The following is a 14,967-nucleotide window of genomic DNA, read 5'->3' as shown; positions in this document are numbered from 1 at the left end:
CGCATGACGAATGCAATGGAGATTGCCATGAGTACCTCTTCCGCCTCCGACTCGCCCTCGATCACGTTCTCCTCCAGCACCTCGCGCTTCCACGTGAGCCTGCCGAAGCGTTCCGTCTTCGCCGTGCCCGATGGCGCGGGCGTGGGCATCGAATGCCGCAGCGGTTCGGTGTGGGTCACCCTCGACAGCGACACGCGCGACATCGTGCTGGAGCCCGGGGAGCGCTTCGAGAGCGCCGACCACCGGCGCGTGCTGGTGTCGGCGCTGGAGTCGTCGTGCATCACCGTGTCGGATGCGCAACCGGCTGCGATGCCGCTGCGGACGCGCTCTCGCGCATGGTCGCCATGGCGACTGCTGCCCCACGGGTTGTCCCCGGCTTGACCGACCCCCATGCGCATCGAACCATCGATGCCATGAGTTCCGACACGCCCCCACAACCTTTCATCCTCCAGGAGCAGGCCGACGGCATCGCGACGCTGACGCTGAACCTGCCCGCCAAGCTCAACCCCATCGCGCGCGACCTGCAGGTCGAGCTGCGCGACGCGCTGGAGCGCATCCGCGACGACCACTCGGTGCGCGCCGTGATCCTCACCGGCGCCGGCAAGGCCTTCTGCGTGGGCGCCGACCTGAGCGCGATGACGCCGCCCGAGGAAGGCAAGTCGCTCGGCACGCAGACCGCCGAGTGGATGCAGAGCCTGAGCAACCCGCTGATCGAAACGCTGCGCACGCTGCCGGTGCCGGTTGTCGCCGCGGTGAACGGCCCGGCCGCTGGCGCGGGCGTGGGCCTGGCGCTCGCGGCCGACGTGACCATCGCCGCGCGCAGCGCCTACTTCTACCTGCCCTTCCTGCCGAAGCTGGGCATCGTGCCCGACCTGGGCTGCACCTGGGCCATTCCGCGCCGCGCCGGCCGTGCACGCGCCATGGGCATGGCGCTGCTCGACGAGCGCGTGGGCGCGGGCCGCGCGGTGCAGTGGGGCCTGATCTGGGCCTGCGTGGACGACGAGCAGTTGCTCGAAGAGGCCAGGGGCATCGCGCAGCGCCTCGCCCGCCTGCCGGCGCATGCGGTGATCGAGGCGCGCGAAGCCTTCGAGGCCTCCGAGCACCACACGCTGAAGGAACAGCTGCACTATGAGAGCGAGCGCCAGCGCGAGCTGATCGACCGGCCCAGCTTCCGCGAAGGCGTAAGCGCCTTTCTGCAGAAGCGCGCGCCGGTGTTCCCCTGATAAAACAGTGACCAAACGCATTTCTTCAGCGTCAACCGCCGAGCCTCTCGTAACGGGCAAGGGGGACGGGAAGCCAAGGCTATACAGAGCGCCCACTCGGCGGCTCTTCAAGCTCTTCAAAGATGGTGTTAAGCCAAGGTATATCAGCTTGGGACGCCAGCTGCTGACCGGCGACAAACATTTATCACTGGAGCGAATACCGCACCTGTGATCATGGCATCCAAGCCTTTCCATGTAGGCGTTTGAGGGATCCCATCTTCGCCAGCCTCGCATAGCATCGGGGAAGAATGGCTACAGCACAACATAGATGTTCGGGATAGGTGCATGAAATTTGTCCTACCCGAATAGCCGCTCACTGAGATGGCAAATGATTGCAGTGCCGAGCTGTGCGTAACGCAGATTTTCAGTGCTCTGCGCTGCGCTTTTCAACGAAAGTGCAGCGATGAGTTAAGTCCGCCATCGATTACCGGCGAAATACGAAACGAATCCCGCATTTGGGCTTGTGCAATGACGTGACCGTGCGCAGCTGCCTTGGCTATCCACATCAAGCCAATGTTTTTATTTCTAGGGACACCCTCGCCCCCGATGTAGCAGCGCCCCAACCATTGCATGGCATCTGCGTGACCTTGCCGTGCAGCTTGCTCGAGCCAGTACAACGCAATTTTTGGCTTGCCAGCGTTCGAAAACAACTGCCCCATGTCGTTCTGTGCATCCGCATTGCCCTCGTCGGCTAGCACGAGAAAATCGAAGTCCAATTGGTTAAGCGGCACGCAAATGAATGGCGCGACCTCTTCCAGACTAAGCATGGCTCGACCCCTTGCGTCGTCGGCCAAACGTGTCACCCTCCCGTCCGCAATTCGCCGCCACCAAGTGCGCCGACTACGCTCTGTGAGAACAACGCACGTAGCCACACTGATAGGTAAACCCTTCATGAAGCAGAACTCCCATTTTTTTCATTATCTTAAAATATTTGAAATATTTATTTTTAACTCCACATTAATTAAATGGCAATGACGAAAGAAACCCGCCATTGCCATCCGGAGTTTTTAATTAGGAGCATTCCTTTGGTTTTAGCTTTGCATCAACGTTGGTCGTACACGTCCAAGAGCCCGGATTGGTGTTTGCGTTGTCCGCCGATCGTGTCCAAGTAATTGTATTACCACTCACTTGTGAGCCGCCAATCATCGTGCATACGATGGTTCCGGCTCCAAGATTAGCTACAGCGAATGTGGGAGTAATGGCGGAGCAGCGTTTTGTGGAGGCCTGCAGGCCGATTGTGGCCGCGGCAGTGACGGCCACGCCGTCAGTAATCTTTGTCTCAACAATTGTTTTGCCAGGTGTAATTTCGGCCAGCGCGGCCGCAACTTGTGCCTTTGCCGTGTAATCTTGATAGGCGGGAAGCGCTACAGCCGCCAAAATACCAATAATCGCAACAACGATCATGAGTTCGATCAGTGTAAAACCTTTTTGCGCGGCGATCACCTTGGAATAGTTCATAAAAATTACCTTTTGAATATGAAAATGAACTCCAACTGCGGAGCTCTATTCAATTCAGCAACAGGTGTGCCGATTATCCTTTGTTTATTGATCTACATTTTTTGACATTTAATGCTGAAAATTGACGCTTTCGGCGCGACATTGGGTGTGTCATGTCTCAAAAGTACCTGTGCCATGCTGTGCCAAGTGCAGGGGCAATTGCAGGCCATGCAGGAGCAGCAGAGCTACTGCAGCAACGCCATTTGCTAGCAATTTGCCGCCGTCGCAGAATCGCAGGCTTCAACTACCGGTTTTGGGCGCGGTGCGCCGCTGCTACCAAGCCCACTGCCCCAGAGTTCACTCGATGCGCATGTCCATCCCCAACGCCTTCTACGCCCAGTCGGGCGGCGTCACCTCGGTCATCAACGCCTCGGCCTGCGGCGTGATCGAGACGGCGCGCCGGCATCCCGACCGCATCGGCAAGCTCTACGCAGGGCGCAACGGCATCATCGGCGCGCTGACCGAGGAACTGATCGACACCGGCGCCGAATCGGCCGAGGCCATCGCGGCGCTGCGCACCACGCCATCGGGCGCCTTCGGCTCCTGCCGCTACAAGCTCAAGTCGCTGGAGAAGAACCGCCGCGAGTACGAGCGGCTGATCGAGGTGTTCAAGGCGCACGGCATCGGCTACTTTTTCTACAACGGCGGCGGCGACTCGGCCGACACCTGCTTCAAGGTGAGCCAGCTCTCGCAGTCGATGGGCTATGCGCTGCAGGCGATCCACGTGCCAAAGACCATCGACAACGACCTGCCCCTGACCGACTGCTGCCCCGGCTTCGGCTCGGTCGCCAAGTACGTGGCGGTGTCGACCATCGAGGCCTCGTTCGACGTGCGCTCGATGGCGGCCACTTCCACCAAGGTGTTCGTGCTCGAGGTGATGGGCCGGCACGCGGGCTGGATCGCCGCGGCAGGCGGGCTGGCCTCGGACCAGGGCATTCCGGTGGTGGTGCTCTTCCCCGAGATCGAGTTCGACAAGGCGCGCTTCCTCGCGCGCGTCGACGAGCTGGTGAAGCAGCACGGCTACTGCTCGGTGGTGGTGTCCGAAGGCTGCCATCACCCCGACGGCACCTTCCTCGCGGAGCAGGGCACGCGCGATGCCTTCGGCCATGCGCAGCTGGGCGGCGCCGCGCCGGTGGTGGCGCAGATGATCAAGGAAGCGCTGGGCCACAAGTTCCACTGGGCCGTGGCCGACTACCTGCAGCGCGCCGCGCGGCACATCGCATCGGCCACCGACGTGCGGCAGGCCTACGAACTCGGGCAGCGCGCGGTCGAACTCGCGCTGGAAGGCCGCAACGCGGTGATGCCGACCATCGAGCGCATCTCCGACGTTCCGTACGCATACCGCATCGGCAGCGCGCCGCTCGAATCGGTCGCGAACGTCGAGAAGCCGATGCCGCGCGACTTCATCTCCGACGACGGCTACGGCATCACCGAGAAGTGCCGCCGCTACCTGCTGCCGCTGATCGAGGGCGAGGACTACCCCGCCTACAGCGGCGGGCTGCCGGTGTACGCGGCGCTGCGCAACGACATCGTCGCGAAGAAGCTGCCAGCCTTCGAGATTTCACGATGACCACCGAGGCCGTCCCCGGCCTGATCGATGCCACGCGCTGCCCGCTGTGCGGCGAGGCGAACCGCTGCGCGATGGAGATCGAGCGCGAGACCGGGCAGGCGCAGCCGCCGTGCTGGTGCATGCAGGTCGACTTCAGCAAGGCGCCGCTCACCAACCTGCCGGAAGAGATGCGCGGGCTGGCATGCATCTGCATGCGCTGCGCGACGGGCGCTGCGCCTCAGGACTGACCGGGGTCCTGCTGCGGCTCCGGTGCCGCTTGCTCGGCCACGTCGGCCGCGACCACCATCGTCGGCGCATCGCCCGGCCGCTGCTGCGTGACCACGCGGTGGATGAACTGCAGCTTGCCCACCGCCACGCGCGGCATCACGAAGGGGTAGTAGTCAGGCTGCCCCATGCTGCGCGACAGCTCGTTGAGCACGTTGGTGAGCAGCACCCAGCCGTTGACGAAGTCGAGGAACTTGCCTGCGTCGGGGTCGTCGGGCTGCCACAGGTTGGCAGGCGTAAAGAGATCGCTCGCGAGCTCGACATTGGTCGCGTCCACGCCGAAGCTCATCGCCGTGTCCGCCGTGTCGGCCATGTGCAGGTAGTGGGCCCAGGTCTCGGCCCAGTCTTCCCACGGATGGGTGCTCGCGTAGCTGCTCACGAAGCGATCGGCCCAGTCGGGCGGCGGGCCCTGCTCGTAGTGCGTCTGCAGCGCGGCGGCGTAGTCGGCGCGCTCGTCGCCGAAGAGGGTGCGGAAGTCGTCGATCCACTGCGTGGGCTGCACCAGCAGGTCCCAGTAGTAGTGGCCGATCTCGTGGCGGAAGTGGCCCAGCAGCGTGCGGTAGGGCTCGCGCATCTCGGCGCGGATGCGCTCGCGCACGGCGTCCTCGGCCTCCTCCGCGTTGAGGGTGATCACGCCGTGCTGGTGGCCGGTCATGACGTGCGGGCCGCCCGGCGTGTTGCTCAGGAAGTCGAAGGCCAGCCCGTGAACGGCATCGGCGTGGCGGCTCACCACCGGCAGGCCCAGCGCCAGCAGCTGCGAGATGAGCCTGCGCTTGGCGGTCTCGAGCTTGAGCCACAGCTCGCCGTTGCCTTCCACCGAAAGATCGGGAATGGTGCGCGTGACGCTGCAGGCCAGGCAGTAGCCGGGCGCGAGGCCCTGGGTGTCGGGGGGCAGCTGCTCGCCTTCGCGCGCGGCGGGCACCATCCAGTTGCAGCCGGCCGGGGTCATGAAGTTCACGCAGCGGCGGTAGGTCTTGCCATTCGGATCGCCGAACACGGTGAAGGTGTCGGGCTGCGCGCCCCCGCCTTCCGCGGGCGCGAGCGGCATCACGCCGAGCCGCTCGATCACGTAGCCCAGCGGCGTGTGGCAGGCCAGGCACTCGCTGTTGCGCAGGAACACGGGGCGGTCGCACTGGCAGCGGTAGGCGCGGCTGACGGTGGGCGCGGCCAGTTCGGCCGCGAGCGTGGGCGCGCCTTCCGCTTCGCCGGCAGCAACCGGCTGGGCGTTGGCTTGATCGTCGGATGGAGCGTTCATGCGGCAGTTGTCTTGATCGATCTTCTTGACGCGGAGGGGACAGCGGACCGATTTTGCGGCCGTCCCTTTCATTTGCCGCCGCGCAAAGCCCGATATGCTTGTAGGACGACGGACCCGAGACATTCCGCCGCCCCATGACCTCCCCACAGCCCCAAGAAGCCGCGACCACGCCGGCCCCGCCCTCCATCGGCACGATGCGCCAGCGCTATGGCGAACGCTACCGCTGGTACCTGCTGCTTTCCGTGATGGTGGGAACGATGGCATCGATCATGTCCTCGACCATCGTCAACGTGGCGATCCCCGGCATGAGCCATCACTTCTCGCTCGGCCAGGAGCGCGCGCAGTGGGTGAGTTCGGGCTTCATGGTGGCGATGACGGTGTCGATGCTCACCACGCCATGGCTGCTGTCGCGCTACGGCTACCGGCGCACCTACGTGGGCACGATGCTCCTGCTGCTGGTGGGCGGCATCGTGGGCGGCGTGGCCAACGACTTCTCGCTGGTGCTGTTCGCGCGCGTGGCCGAGGGGCTGGCGGCGGGCGTGGTGCAGCCCATTCCGGCCATCATCATCCTGCGCGCCTTCGAGCCGCACGAGCAGGGGCGCGCCAGCGGCATCTTCGGCATGGGCGTGGTGCTGGCACCGGCCGTGGGGCCGAGCATCGGCGGGGTGCTGGTCGACCTGTTCGGCTGGCGCTCGATCTTCTTCATGGTGGTGCCGTTCTGCCTGGCCTCTCTCTGGCTGGCCTACAAGTTCGTGCCCAAGACCGCGCCCGGCGGCGTGGCCGCCACGCGCGGCGACGGCCTCGACGCGCGCGGACTGGCGCTGGGCACGGTCGGCACGCTGTGCCTGCTCAACGGCCTGGTGGCGCTGCGCGGCGATTCGCCATTGCAGGCGGCGCTGCTGCTCGCGGGCGCGCTGGCCTCGGGCGGCATCTTCGTGTGGTGGCAGCGGCGCCTCGCGGCCTCGGGCGGCACGCCGCTGATGAACCTCGCGCTCTTCCGCTACCGGCAGTTCGCGATGGGCAGCGTGGTCGCCTTCATCTACGGCACGGCGCTGTTCGGCTCCACCTACCTGCTGCCGGTGTACATGCAGGTGGGGCTGCACCTGTCGGCGTCGCACGTAGGCACCATCCTGCTGCCGGCGGGCATCGTGCTGGCGCTCACCATCGCCGGCGTGGGCCGCCTGGCCGACAAGCACCCGACCTGGGTGCTGGTGACCATCGGCCTCGCGCTGCTGGCGGCCTCGTTCGCGCTGATGATGGTGCTGCGGCTCGACAGCGCGCTGTGGCTGCTGGTGGCCTTCGCGATCATCGGGCGCATCGGGCTGGGCTTCATCCTGCCCTCGCTCAACCTGGGCTCGATGCGGCCGCTGGCCAAGCCGCTGATTCCGCAGGGCGCGAGCGCCATCAACTTCGTGCGCATGCTCGGCGGCGCGGCCGGCGTGAGCCTGTGCGCCATCGTGCTCGAGTGGCGCCTCGCGGCGCACGGCGATTCGCTGGCCAACCCGATGAGCAGCCCGGCGCGGCTGGCCGCCTTCGACGAGGTGTTCGCGATGCTGGCCGGGCTCTGCGCGCTGGCCATCTGCGCGGCGTGGCAACTGCGCCAGGGGTCTGGAGAACAGGCGGGGTCGCCGCGCAACACGGGGTAAACCCCGGCGGCGGAAGACGGGGCTTTCGCATTCAATTGTTATAAGTTGTATCGCAATCAGCCCCCATGCACCGTAGAAACTTCATCGCCGCCTCGGCTGCGGCAGTGGCCAGCCTTGGCCCGTTTTCATCCTCCCTGGCCGCCGAGAACGGCGTCACCGACAGCGAGATCGTCCTCGGCCACACCGGCATCCTGAGCGGCCCGCTGGGCGTGCCGATCAAGGTGGTGATGGCCGGCGCGGGGCTGGCCTTCGACGCCGTCAACGCGCAGGGCGGGCTCTCGGGCCGCAAGATCAGGCTGGTGTCGCTCGACGACGAGCTGCAGCCCGAGAAGGCCGTCGCCAACTACGAGAAACTGCTGGGCGAGCATCGCGCCTTCGCCTTCTTCGGCTGCGTGGGCTCCGGCACCACGGCGGCCGCAGCCAAGGTGTTGAGCCAGAGCGGCGCGCCGCTGGTGGGCGCGTATGCGGTGTCCGACTCGGCACGCGAAAAGGTCGGCGGCTCGGGCTACTTCGTTCGCGCCACCTTCGCGCGCGAGGCGCAGGCGCTGGTGCAGCACCTGACGACCATCGGCGTCTCGCGCATCGCGGTGGCCTACCTCGACAACCCCGGCGGCGCCGAAGTCGCCAGGCTCGTCGGAGAGGCGCTGACCGCGCTGAAGCTCAAGCCCGAGGCGGCGGTGGCGGTGAAGGGCGACGGCAGCACCAACGAGGCCGCCGGCAAGGCGCTGGCCGACAGCAAGGCGCAAGCGGTGATCATGTACCTGGGCGGCGGCATCGGCGGCGAGGTGATGAAGGCCGCATGGACCGCCGGCGGGCGCCAGATGTTCTACGGCATGTCGATCGTGCCGGGCGACGTCACCGCGAAACTGGTGGGCGACAAGACCAGTGGCCTGGCCATCTCGCAGATCGTGCCCTACCCGTGGAGCGAGGTCGACGCCGGCGCGAAGGAATACCGCCAACTCGCCGAGCGCGCCAAGGTGGACATCGGCTACCTGAGCTACGAGGGCTACGTGAACGCGATGGTGATGATCGAGGCGCTGCGCCGCACGGGCCGCGACCTCACGCGCGCGAAGCTGCACGCCACGCTGAAAGCCATGAAGCTGCGCATGAGCAACATGGAGATCGACTTCACCGGCGCCAGCAACACCGGCTCGCGCTTCATCGAAATGGTGCGGGTGACGAAGGAAGGCAAGTTCCTGCGCTAGGGCTCACGCGGCCCGCGCCGATGCCGGCACCCGCGCGCCGCCGTCGGCCACCAGCGCAGCGCCGGTGATGAATGAAGCCTCGTCGCTGGCGAGGAACAGGCACACGGCCGCCATCTCCTGGGGCGTGGCCATGCGGCCCAGCGCGATGCGCGCCACCGTCTGGGCGTGCGCGGCGCTCTCGTCGATGCCGCGCTCGGCTGCGAGGTCGCGCATCTCCTGCCGGCTCATCGGCGTATCGACCCAGCCGGGGCACAGCGCATTCACGCGCACGCCCTGCGGCCCGTAGGCCTGCGCCGCCGAACGCGTGAGCGCGACCACGCCGGCCTTGCTCGCGGCGTAGCTAGCCATGCCTGCTCCGGCATTGAATGCCGCGACCGAGGCGATGTTGACGATGGCGCCGCCACCTTGAGCCACCATGCCGGGCAGCACCGCGCGCTGGCAGCGCATGGTGCCGCCGAGGTTAACCTCGTGCAGGCGCAGCCAGTCGTCGTCGTCGATGTCGGCCGCGTCGTCGTTGCGCACGATGCCTGCGCAGTTCACCAGCACGTCGATGCGGCCGAAGGCGGCCTGCACCGCTGTCACGGCGGCACGGACGGCCGCGTCGTCGGTCACGTCGCAATCGAAAGCCGGCCCATCGCCCACCGGCTGCGGCTTCGGCCAGCCGGCCACCGCGACGCGCGCGCCCTCGGCAGCGAAGCGTGCAGCCACGGCGGCACCGATGCCGGTGGCCGCACCGACCACCAGGCAGGCCTTGCCCTGCAGGCGCCCTGTCATGCCTGCTCCGCGAAGAACGGGTTCTCGGGCAGCGTCGAGCCGCCATCGACCACGATGGTCTGCCCCGTGATGTAGCGCGCCGCCGGGCTGGCCAGGAAGCGCATCGCGTAGGCGATGTCCTCAGGCCGCCCGAGTTCGCCGGCCGGGATGTGCCGCGCGATGCGCGCCGCCTTCACCGGGTCGGACAGCAGCGAGCCGCCCTGCTTGGCGATGTAGCCCGGCTCCACGCCGTTGACGGTAATGCCCTCGCGCGCGTACTCCAGCGCAGCAGTGCGGATGAAGCCGTTCACGCCCGCCTTGCTCGCCGCGTAGTGCGCGCTGCCCGGCATCGCGACGCGTGGCCCCGTCACCGACGAGGTGACCAGCAGCCGCCCGCCGCCGCGCGCGCGCATGTGCGGCACCGCCGCTTGCGCGAGCCAGAAGCAGGCCTTGAGGTTCACGGCCAGCGTCTGCTCGAGCTGCTCATCAGTCATCGCGTCGATCGCGGCCCAGGGATTGACGGCGGCGTTGTGGACCACGATGTCGAGCGCGCCGAAGATGCGCGCCGCCTCGGCCACGGCACGTTCGGCCTCGTCGCGCCGGCCGATGTCGCAGGCGAGCGCCTGTGCGCGAAGGCCGCGCTCGCGCAGCGCGGCCGCCACCGCCTCGCCCGCGCTGCCGGTGCGGTTGGCGATCAGTACCGAGGCACCGGCCTCGGCGAACACCTGCGCGATGGCCGCGCCGATGCCGCGCCCGCCGCCGGTGACGAGCGCGACCTTGCCTTCGAGGCCGAACGCGTCGCCCGCGCTCATCCCCTGCACTCCCGCACGAAGTCGGCGAACGCGGCGTTGTGCTCATCCACCTCGCGCTCGGTGGTGCCGGGGCAGCACAGCATCATGTTGTGGAAGGGCGTGATGAGCACGCCCCGGTTCATCAGGTAGAGATGCAGCAGTGCCTCCAGATCGCCGTCGCGCGTGCGGCGCACGTCGGCGGCGTTGCGCGGCGCGTCGGAGCAGAAGAGCGTTTCCACGCGCGCGCCGACCTTGGTGGCGTGCCACGGCAGGCCCGCTTCCGCGATGCTGGCGTTGACGCCATCGGCCAGCCGCTGCGCGAGCGTGCGCATGCGCTCGAAGGCTTCCGGAGTCAGCACCTGCGACAGCACCGCGCGCATCACGGCCACGGTGAGCGCATTGCCTGCCAGCGTGCCGCCGAAGCCTGCATGCGCCGACTGGCGTTGCGTGGGATGCAGCTTGGGCAGCACCTGCCAGACGCGTTCGGCGGTTTCCGCGCTCAGGCCGAAGGCGGCGGCCGGGATGCCGCCCGCGATGGCCTTGCCGATCACGAACATGTCGGGCTCGAGCCCGTGCTCGCGGGTGTAGCCACCCGGGCCGCTGGAGATGGTGTGGGTCTCGTCGATGACGAGCAGCGTGCCGGTCTCGCGCGTGAGGCGGCGCAGCGCCTCGTGGAAGCCGGGGTCGGGCGCGATCATTCCGTAGTTGGTCATCGCGGGCTCGGCCAGCACGCAGGCCACGTCGCCGGCGCGCAGCGCGCGCTCCAGCGCCGGCAGGTCGTTGAACTCGACCACGGCCGAAAGTTTGTCGTGCGGAAAACCGTTGGGATGGATGTTGTTGCGCATCGCGATCGCGCCGTCGCGCAGCTCCACGTGCGCCTCTTCCACCGAGCCGTGATAGCAGCCCGAAAACACCAGCACGCGCGGCCGGCCCGTGACCATGCGCGCCAGCCGGATGCAGGCGCGGTTGGCGTCCGAGGCCGAGGTCGTGAGGTTCCAGTACGGCAGGCCGAAGCGGCGCGCGAGCTCCTCGCCGACCCAGGCAGCATCGTCGTTCGGCAGCATCAGCGACGTGCCCACGCGCGCCTGCCGCGCCATCGCCTCGACGATGGCGGGATGACCGTGGCCGCACATGCCGCCGGTGTCGCCGAGGCAGAAGTCGGCATAGCCGTTGCCGTCCACGTCCACGAAGCGCGCGCCGTAGGGCAGCTGCGCGTCCTGCACGTACAGCGGCCAGCCGCCGATCCAGCGGCGCATCCAGTGCGAGGGCGCGCCGTAGAGCCAGGCCTGCTGGCCCTGGGCATAGAGTTCGCCGGAGCGGGCGTGGGTGCGCGCGTAGCGCTCCTGTTCGGCCTGCATCAGGGCCTGCACGCGCTCGCGCGGCACGGTAGGTTCGAAGGTCGGTGTCATCGGAAGAAAGATCAATCGAGAGAGGAAGAAGCGACACCCAGCAAGGCCAGGGCCTTCGCATAGCTCGCGCCCGGATGTATCACGTCGAAGTGCACGGTGCGCATGCCCACGCGCTCGGCGCCGGCGATGTTGCGCAGCTGGTCGTCGACGAACACGCAGGCATCGGCGCTCAGGCCGAGCTGCTCGATGCATTGCCGGTAGGCGCGCGCGTCGGGCTTGAGGATGCCGGTGTGCGTGGCGTCCACCACCACGTCGAAGGCGGACATGAAGGGCAGGCGCTTGCGGAAGTCGGCGCCGTAGAACAGGTCGAGCTCGTTGGAGAGGATCGCTAGCCTGCAGCCCGCGCGGCGTGCCGCGTCGATGGCCGCGATCGCCTCGGGCCGGATCGCCGCCTCCGGGTCGGCGCCGCGCGCGCGCTGCACGAAGGTTTCCATGCGGTCCCAGCGCTCGCCCACCAGCGAGCCGACTTCGCGGGTACGCGCCATCCAGTAGTCGCGCTCGGAGATCCTGTCGGCCTGCATGTCGCGCCACAGCGGATCGCTCGCGATGTCGAAGGGGCCGCGCCATGTCAGCGTGCCGCGCGGCAACGAGAGCGCCTCCTCGGTGAGCGCGTGCGTCTCGAACAGCGTGCGGCTGATGACGCCGCCGAAGTCCAGCACAAGTGCCTGCGTGCCGTGGCTCATGCGGGCCTCCCCTCGGGCACGGTGCCGTCGGCCACCCATGCGTCGAACACGCGCAGCGCGGCGTCGCAGAAGGCGTCGTCGTTGATGTGCGCGTCCAGCTCGATCAGCCGCGTGACATTGCCGATGCTGCCGCGCAGGCCGTCGGTGAAGGCCGCGAGGCCCTCGGGGTCGTGTAGCGGCTCGCCGGGGCGGTCCCAGCCTTCGATGCCCTGCAGCGGCATCAGCACGCAGGTGGCGCCTTCGGCACGGGCCAGCCGGCGCGCGATCTCGGCCGCGACGCCACGACGGAAATCGGGCGCGCTCAGCGCGGAGGCCAGCAGCCGGTTATGCATGTGCGCTGGCCGGCCTTCGAGCCCCGCGGGCATGGGCTGCCACGCGGGGTAGTCGAGCATGTCGATCGCACCCGGCGCCACGATCTGCGGCGTGCCCGCGCGGCCGGCGCCCAGCAGCCGGTCGGGGCCTGCGTTGACGCAGGAGCCGCCGAGCTGGTTGGCCAGCTCCTGCAGGCTGAAGTCCATCACCGCGCAGAAGCGGCCTTCGGCGGCCAGCGCCTCGAAGGCGCGCCCGCCCATGCCCGTGGTGTGGAACACCGCGACCTCGTAGCCGCGCGACTCCAGTGCGGGCTTGAGCGTCTTCATGTAGGTCAGCGCGCTGGAGCCCAGCGAGGTCATGCCCACCAGCGGCCGCCCGAAGGCCGGCGCGCGCACCTGGCGGCAAGCGCCCAGCACCGCGCCAGCGGCCTGGCTCAGGGCCGAGCGGCACAGGCTGTTGAGGCCGTAGAGACCGCCGGCCCACAGCACCATGATGAGATCGGGCGGAATGCGCTCGGGCGGCAGCAGGTGCGAGTAGGCGATCGTCGAGACCAGCACCTTCGGCACGCCCAGCGGCAGCGCCTGCGCCACGTCGAGCGCGAGGTCGGTGCCCATGGTGCCGCCCAGCGCCAGCATGCCGTCGATGCGACCCTCGGCCTGCCAGCGGGCTGCAAGTTTCGCGGCGCCGTGAGCCATCAGCGTCATCGCGGTGTTCTCGTCGCCGCTGGCCGCGACTTCGGCGACGGTCTTGCCTGCGGCCGCTGCCACTTCGACGTGGGTGATCTCGGGCACGAAGGGCGCGCCGTCGAGCACGCCCACGTCCATCACCACCGCGCGGCCGCCGCCGGCCTCGATGCACTCGCGCATGAAGAGCAGCTCGGCGCTCTTGGTATCGGCGGTGCCGATCAGGAGGATGGTCGGAACGGTCGGTGTCACAGCGTCGCTTCCACCTCGGCGAACGCGCCTTCGAGCGCATCGACCATGAAGTCGACCTCCTCGCGCGTGATGACCAGCGGCGGCGAGAGGATCAGGTTCGGCCCCGAGATGCGCACCATCAGCCCGCGCCGGTAGGCGGCCTGCGCCACCTTCGCCGCGACCGGGTTGCCGCGCGGCAGCGTGGCGCGCGTGGCCTTGTCGGCCACCATCTCGATGCCGAGCATCAGGCCCATGCCGCGCACGTCGCCGACGAAGCTGAAGCGATCCACGAAGGGCCGCACGCGTGCCTGGAAATGCGCGCCCACGCGCGCGGCGTTGCCCGGCACGTCGAGCGCCTCGATCTGGTCGAGCGTGGCCAGCGCGGCAGCAGCCGCCACCGGGTGCGCGCTGTAGGTGTAGCCGTGGCCCACCGCGGCCTGCCCCGTCGGGTCGTCCATGAACGCCTCGGCCACCTTCGCTCCGATGGCCGTGGCGCCCAGCGGCACGTAGCCCGAGGAGATGCCCTTCGCGAGGCACCACAGGTCGGCCTTCACGTTCCACAGCCGCGTGCCGAACATCGCGCCACCGCGGCCGAAGCCGGTGACGACTTCGTCGGCGATCAGCAGCACGCCGTACCTGTCGCAGATCTCGCGCACGCGCGGCCAGTAGTTGGGCGGCGGCACGATCACGCCGCCCGCGCCCTGGATCGGCTCGGCGATGAAGGCTGCGACGGTGTCGGGGCCCTGGAAGAGGATCTCGCGCTCCAGCAGCGTGGCGCAGATCTCGCCCAGCTCCTCTGGGTCTTGCGTGTACGGGTTGCGGTACAGCCATGGCGTGTCAACGTGGAAGCAGCCGGGCAGCAGGGGCTCGTAGGCGCGGCGGAAGTTGAGGTTGCCGTTGACGCTCATGCCACCGAAGTGCACGCCGTGATAGCCCTGGCGCAGCGCGATGAACTTGTGGCGATCGGCCTGGCCCTTGAGCTTCCAGTACTGGCGCGCGAGCTTGAGCGCGCCTTCCACCGCGTCGGAGCCGCCGTTGCTGAAGAACACCGCCGCCACGCCGTCGGGCTCCATGGTCTGCACGATGCGTTTCGACAGCTCGATGGCGCGCGGATGGGTGGTGCCGCGGAACACGTTGTAGAAGGGCAGCTCGTCGAGCTGCGCGACGATGGCGTCGCGCACCGCCTTGTTGCTGTGGCCGAGGTTCGCGGCCCACAGGCCGCCGACGCCGTCGAGCATCCTGTGGCCGTCGACGTCCCAGATCCAGCAGCCCTCGCCGCGCGCGATGATGTCCGGCTTCGTCTTCTGCATGGCCTGCGGATGGGCCATGGGGTGCCACAGGTACTGGGCGTTGTCGCGCTTGAGTGCCGCCACTGCGGCGGCATCGGTCGATGTCATGCGTTGTCT

General features: G+C 68.0%; 15 protein-coding genes. 6 read left to right on the top strand and 9 right to left on the bottom strand.

All coding sequences use genetic code 11. The features are described from left to right. The first annotated feature begins 27 nt into the window (after window positions 1–27). Together SFB74_RS03165 and SFB74_RS03160 are read left to right on the top strand one after the other, a co-directional pair. The gene (locus tag SFB74_RS03165; RefSeq protein WP_432729212.1) at window positions 28–381 is read left to right on the top strand and encodes a DUF2917 domain-containing protein; all 354 of its coding nucleotides are present in this window, start codon (window positions 28–30) and stop codon (window positions 379–381) included. Between the two features lie 32 nt (window positions 382–413). Then, window positions 414–1,223 carry an enoyl-CoA hydratase-related protein gene (locus SFB74_RS03160; protein WP_432729211.1) on the top strand — a complete coding sequence of 270 codons (810 nt, stop codon included), beginning with the start codon at window positions 414–416 and terminating at the stop codon, window positions 1,221–1,223. Window positions 1,224–1,648: 425 nt separating this feature from the next. On the opposite strand, the gene SFB74_RS03155 is transcribed toward SFB74_RS03160, so the two are convergent. Next, the gene (locus tag SFB74_RS03155; RefSeq protein WP_432729210.1) at window positions 1,649–2,056 is read right to left on the bottom strand and encodes a tetratricopeptide repeat protein; all 408 of its coding nucleotides are present in this window, start codon (window positions 2,054–2,056) and stop codon (window positions 1,649–1,651) included. A gap of 217 nt (window positions 2,057–2,273) precedes the next feature. Further along, window positions 2,274–2,720, bottom strand: coding sequence for a pilin (locus tag SFB74_RS03150; protein ID WP_432729209.1), 447 nt, complete (start codon window positions 2,718–2,720; stop codon window positions 2,274–2,276). Window positions 2,721–3,069: 349 nt separating this feature from the next. On the opposite strand from SFB74_RS03150, the gene SFB74_RS03145 reads away from it, so the two are divergent. After that, window positions 3,070–4,329 carry a 6-phosphofructokinase gene (locus SFB74_RS03145; protein ID WP_432729208.1) on the top strand — a complete coding sequence of 420 codons (1,260 nt, stop codon included), beginning with the start codon at window positions 3,070–3,072 and terminating at the stop codon, window positions 4,327–4,329. Then, window positions 4,326–4,556: a cysteine-rich CWC family protein gene (locus SFB74_RS03140; protein WP_432729207.1), complete on the top strand. Its 231-nt coding sequence runs from the start codon at window positions 4,326–4,328 to the stop codon at window positions 4,554–4,556. The genes SFB74_RS03145 and SFB74_RS03140 overlap by 4 nt, the downstream gene beginning before the upstream one ends. Here SFB74_RS03140 and SFB74_RS03135 read toward each other — a convergent pair. Next, on the bottom strand, window positions 4,547–5,848 hold the full coding sequence (locus SFB74_RS03135; RefSeq protein ID WP_432729206.1) for a zinc-binding metallopeptidase family protein: 1,302 nt from the start codon (window positions 5,846–5,848) through the stop codon (window positions 4,547–4,549). The two genes, SFB74_RS03140 and SFB74_RS03135, sit on opposite strands and share 10 nt — an antisense overlap. 134 nt (window positions 5,849–5,982) lie before the next feature. On the opposite strand from SFB74_RS03135, the gene SFB74_RS03130 reads away from it, so the two are divergent. Both SFB74_RS03130 and SFB74_RS03125 read left to right on the top strand, forming a co-directional pair. After that, window positions 5,983–7,494, top strand: a complete 1,512-nt coding sequence (locus SFB74_RS03130; RefSeq protein WP_432729204.1) for a DHA2 family efflux MFS transporter permease subunit — start codon at window positions 5,983–5,985, stop codon at window positions 7,492–7,494. A 65-nt stretch (window positions 7,495–7,559) separates the two neighbouring features. Beyond that, window positions 7,560–8,699, top strand: a complete 1,140-nt coding sequence (locus SFB74_RS03125; RefSeq protein WP_432729203.1) for an ABC transporter substrate-binding protein — start codon at window positions 7,560–7,562, stop codon at window positions 8,697–8,699. A gap of 3 nt (window positions 8,700–8,702) precedes the next feature. On the opposite strand, the gene SFB74_RS03120 is transcribed toward SFB74_RS03125, so the two are convergent. From SFB74_RS03120 to SFB74_RS03095, 6 genes are read right to left on the bottom strand one after another with little or no spacing between them, the layout of a single operon-like run. Then, window positions 8,703–9,473 carry an SDR family NAD(P)-dependent oxidoreductase gene (locus SFB74_RS03120; protein ID WP_432729202.1) on the bottom strand — a complete coding sequence of 257 codons (771 nt, stop codon included), beginning with the start codon at window positions 9,471–9,473 and terminating at the stop codon, window positions 8,703–8,705. Further along, complete coding sequence (locus tag SFB74_RS03115) at window positions 9,470–10,264, bottom strand: SDR family oxidoreductase (RefSeq protein ID WP_432729201.1); 795 nt, start codon at window positions 10,262–10,264, stop codon at window positions 9,470–9,472. Before SFB74_RS03115 ends, SFB74_RS03120 begins: the two co-directional genes overlap by 4 nt. Further along, window positions 10,261–11,652, bottom strand: a complete 1,392-nt coding sequence (locus SFB74_RS03110; protein ID WP_432729199.1) for a transaminase — start codon at window positions 11,650–11,652, stop codon at window positions 10,261–10,263. Before SFB74_RS03110 ends, SFB74_RS03115 begins: the two co-directional genes overlap by 4 nt. A gap of 11 nt (window positions 11,653–11,663) precedes the next feature. Then, a complete protein-coding gene (locus tag SFB74_RS03105) occupies window positions 11,664–12,335 on the bottom strand; it encodes an HAD-IA family hydrolase (RefSeq protein ID WP_432729198.1) in 672 nt (223 codons plus the stop codon). Beyond that, window positions 12,332–13,582 (bottom strand): Tm-1-like ATP-binding domain-containing protein, encoded by a 1,251-nt coding sequence (locus SFB74_RS03100; protein WP_432729197.1) that lies wholly within the window; start codon window positions 13,580–13,582, stop codon window positions 12,332–12,334. Before SFB74_RS03100 ends, SFB74_RS03105 begins: the two co-directional genes overlap by 4 nt. After that, window positions 13,579–14,958 (bottom strand): aminotransferase class III-fold pyridoxal phosphate-dependent enzyme, encoded by a 1,380-nt coding sequence (locus SFB74_RS03095; protein ID WP_432729196.1) that lies wholly within the window; start codon window positions 14,956–14,958, stop codon window positions 13,579–13,581. The genes SFB74_RS03100 and SFB74_RS03095 overlap by 4 nt, the downstream gene beginning before the upstream one ends. Window positions 14,959–14,967 lie beyond the last annotated feature (9 nt).

The sequence above is a fragment of the Variovorax xiamenensis genome (genome assembly GCF_050916385.1).
Taxonomy (GTDB): domain Bacteria; phylum Pseudomonadota; class Gammaproteobacteria; order Burkholderiales; family Burkholderiaceae_C; genus Variovorax.
This window is presented reverse-complemented; position numbering and strand designations above follow the sequence as displayed.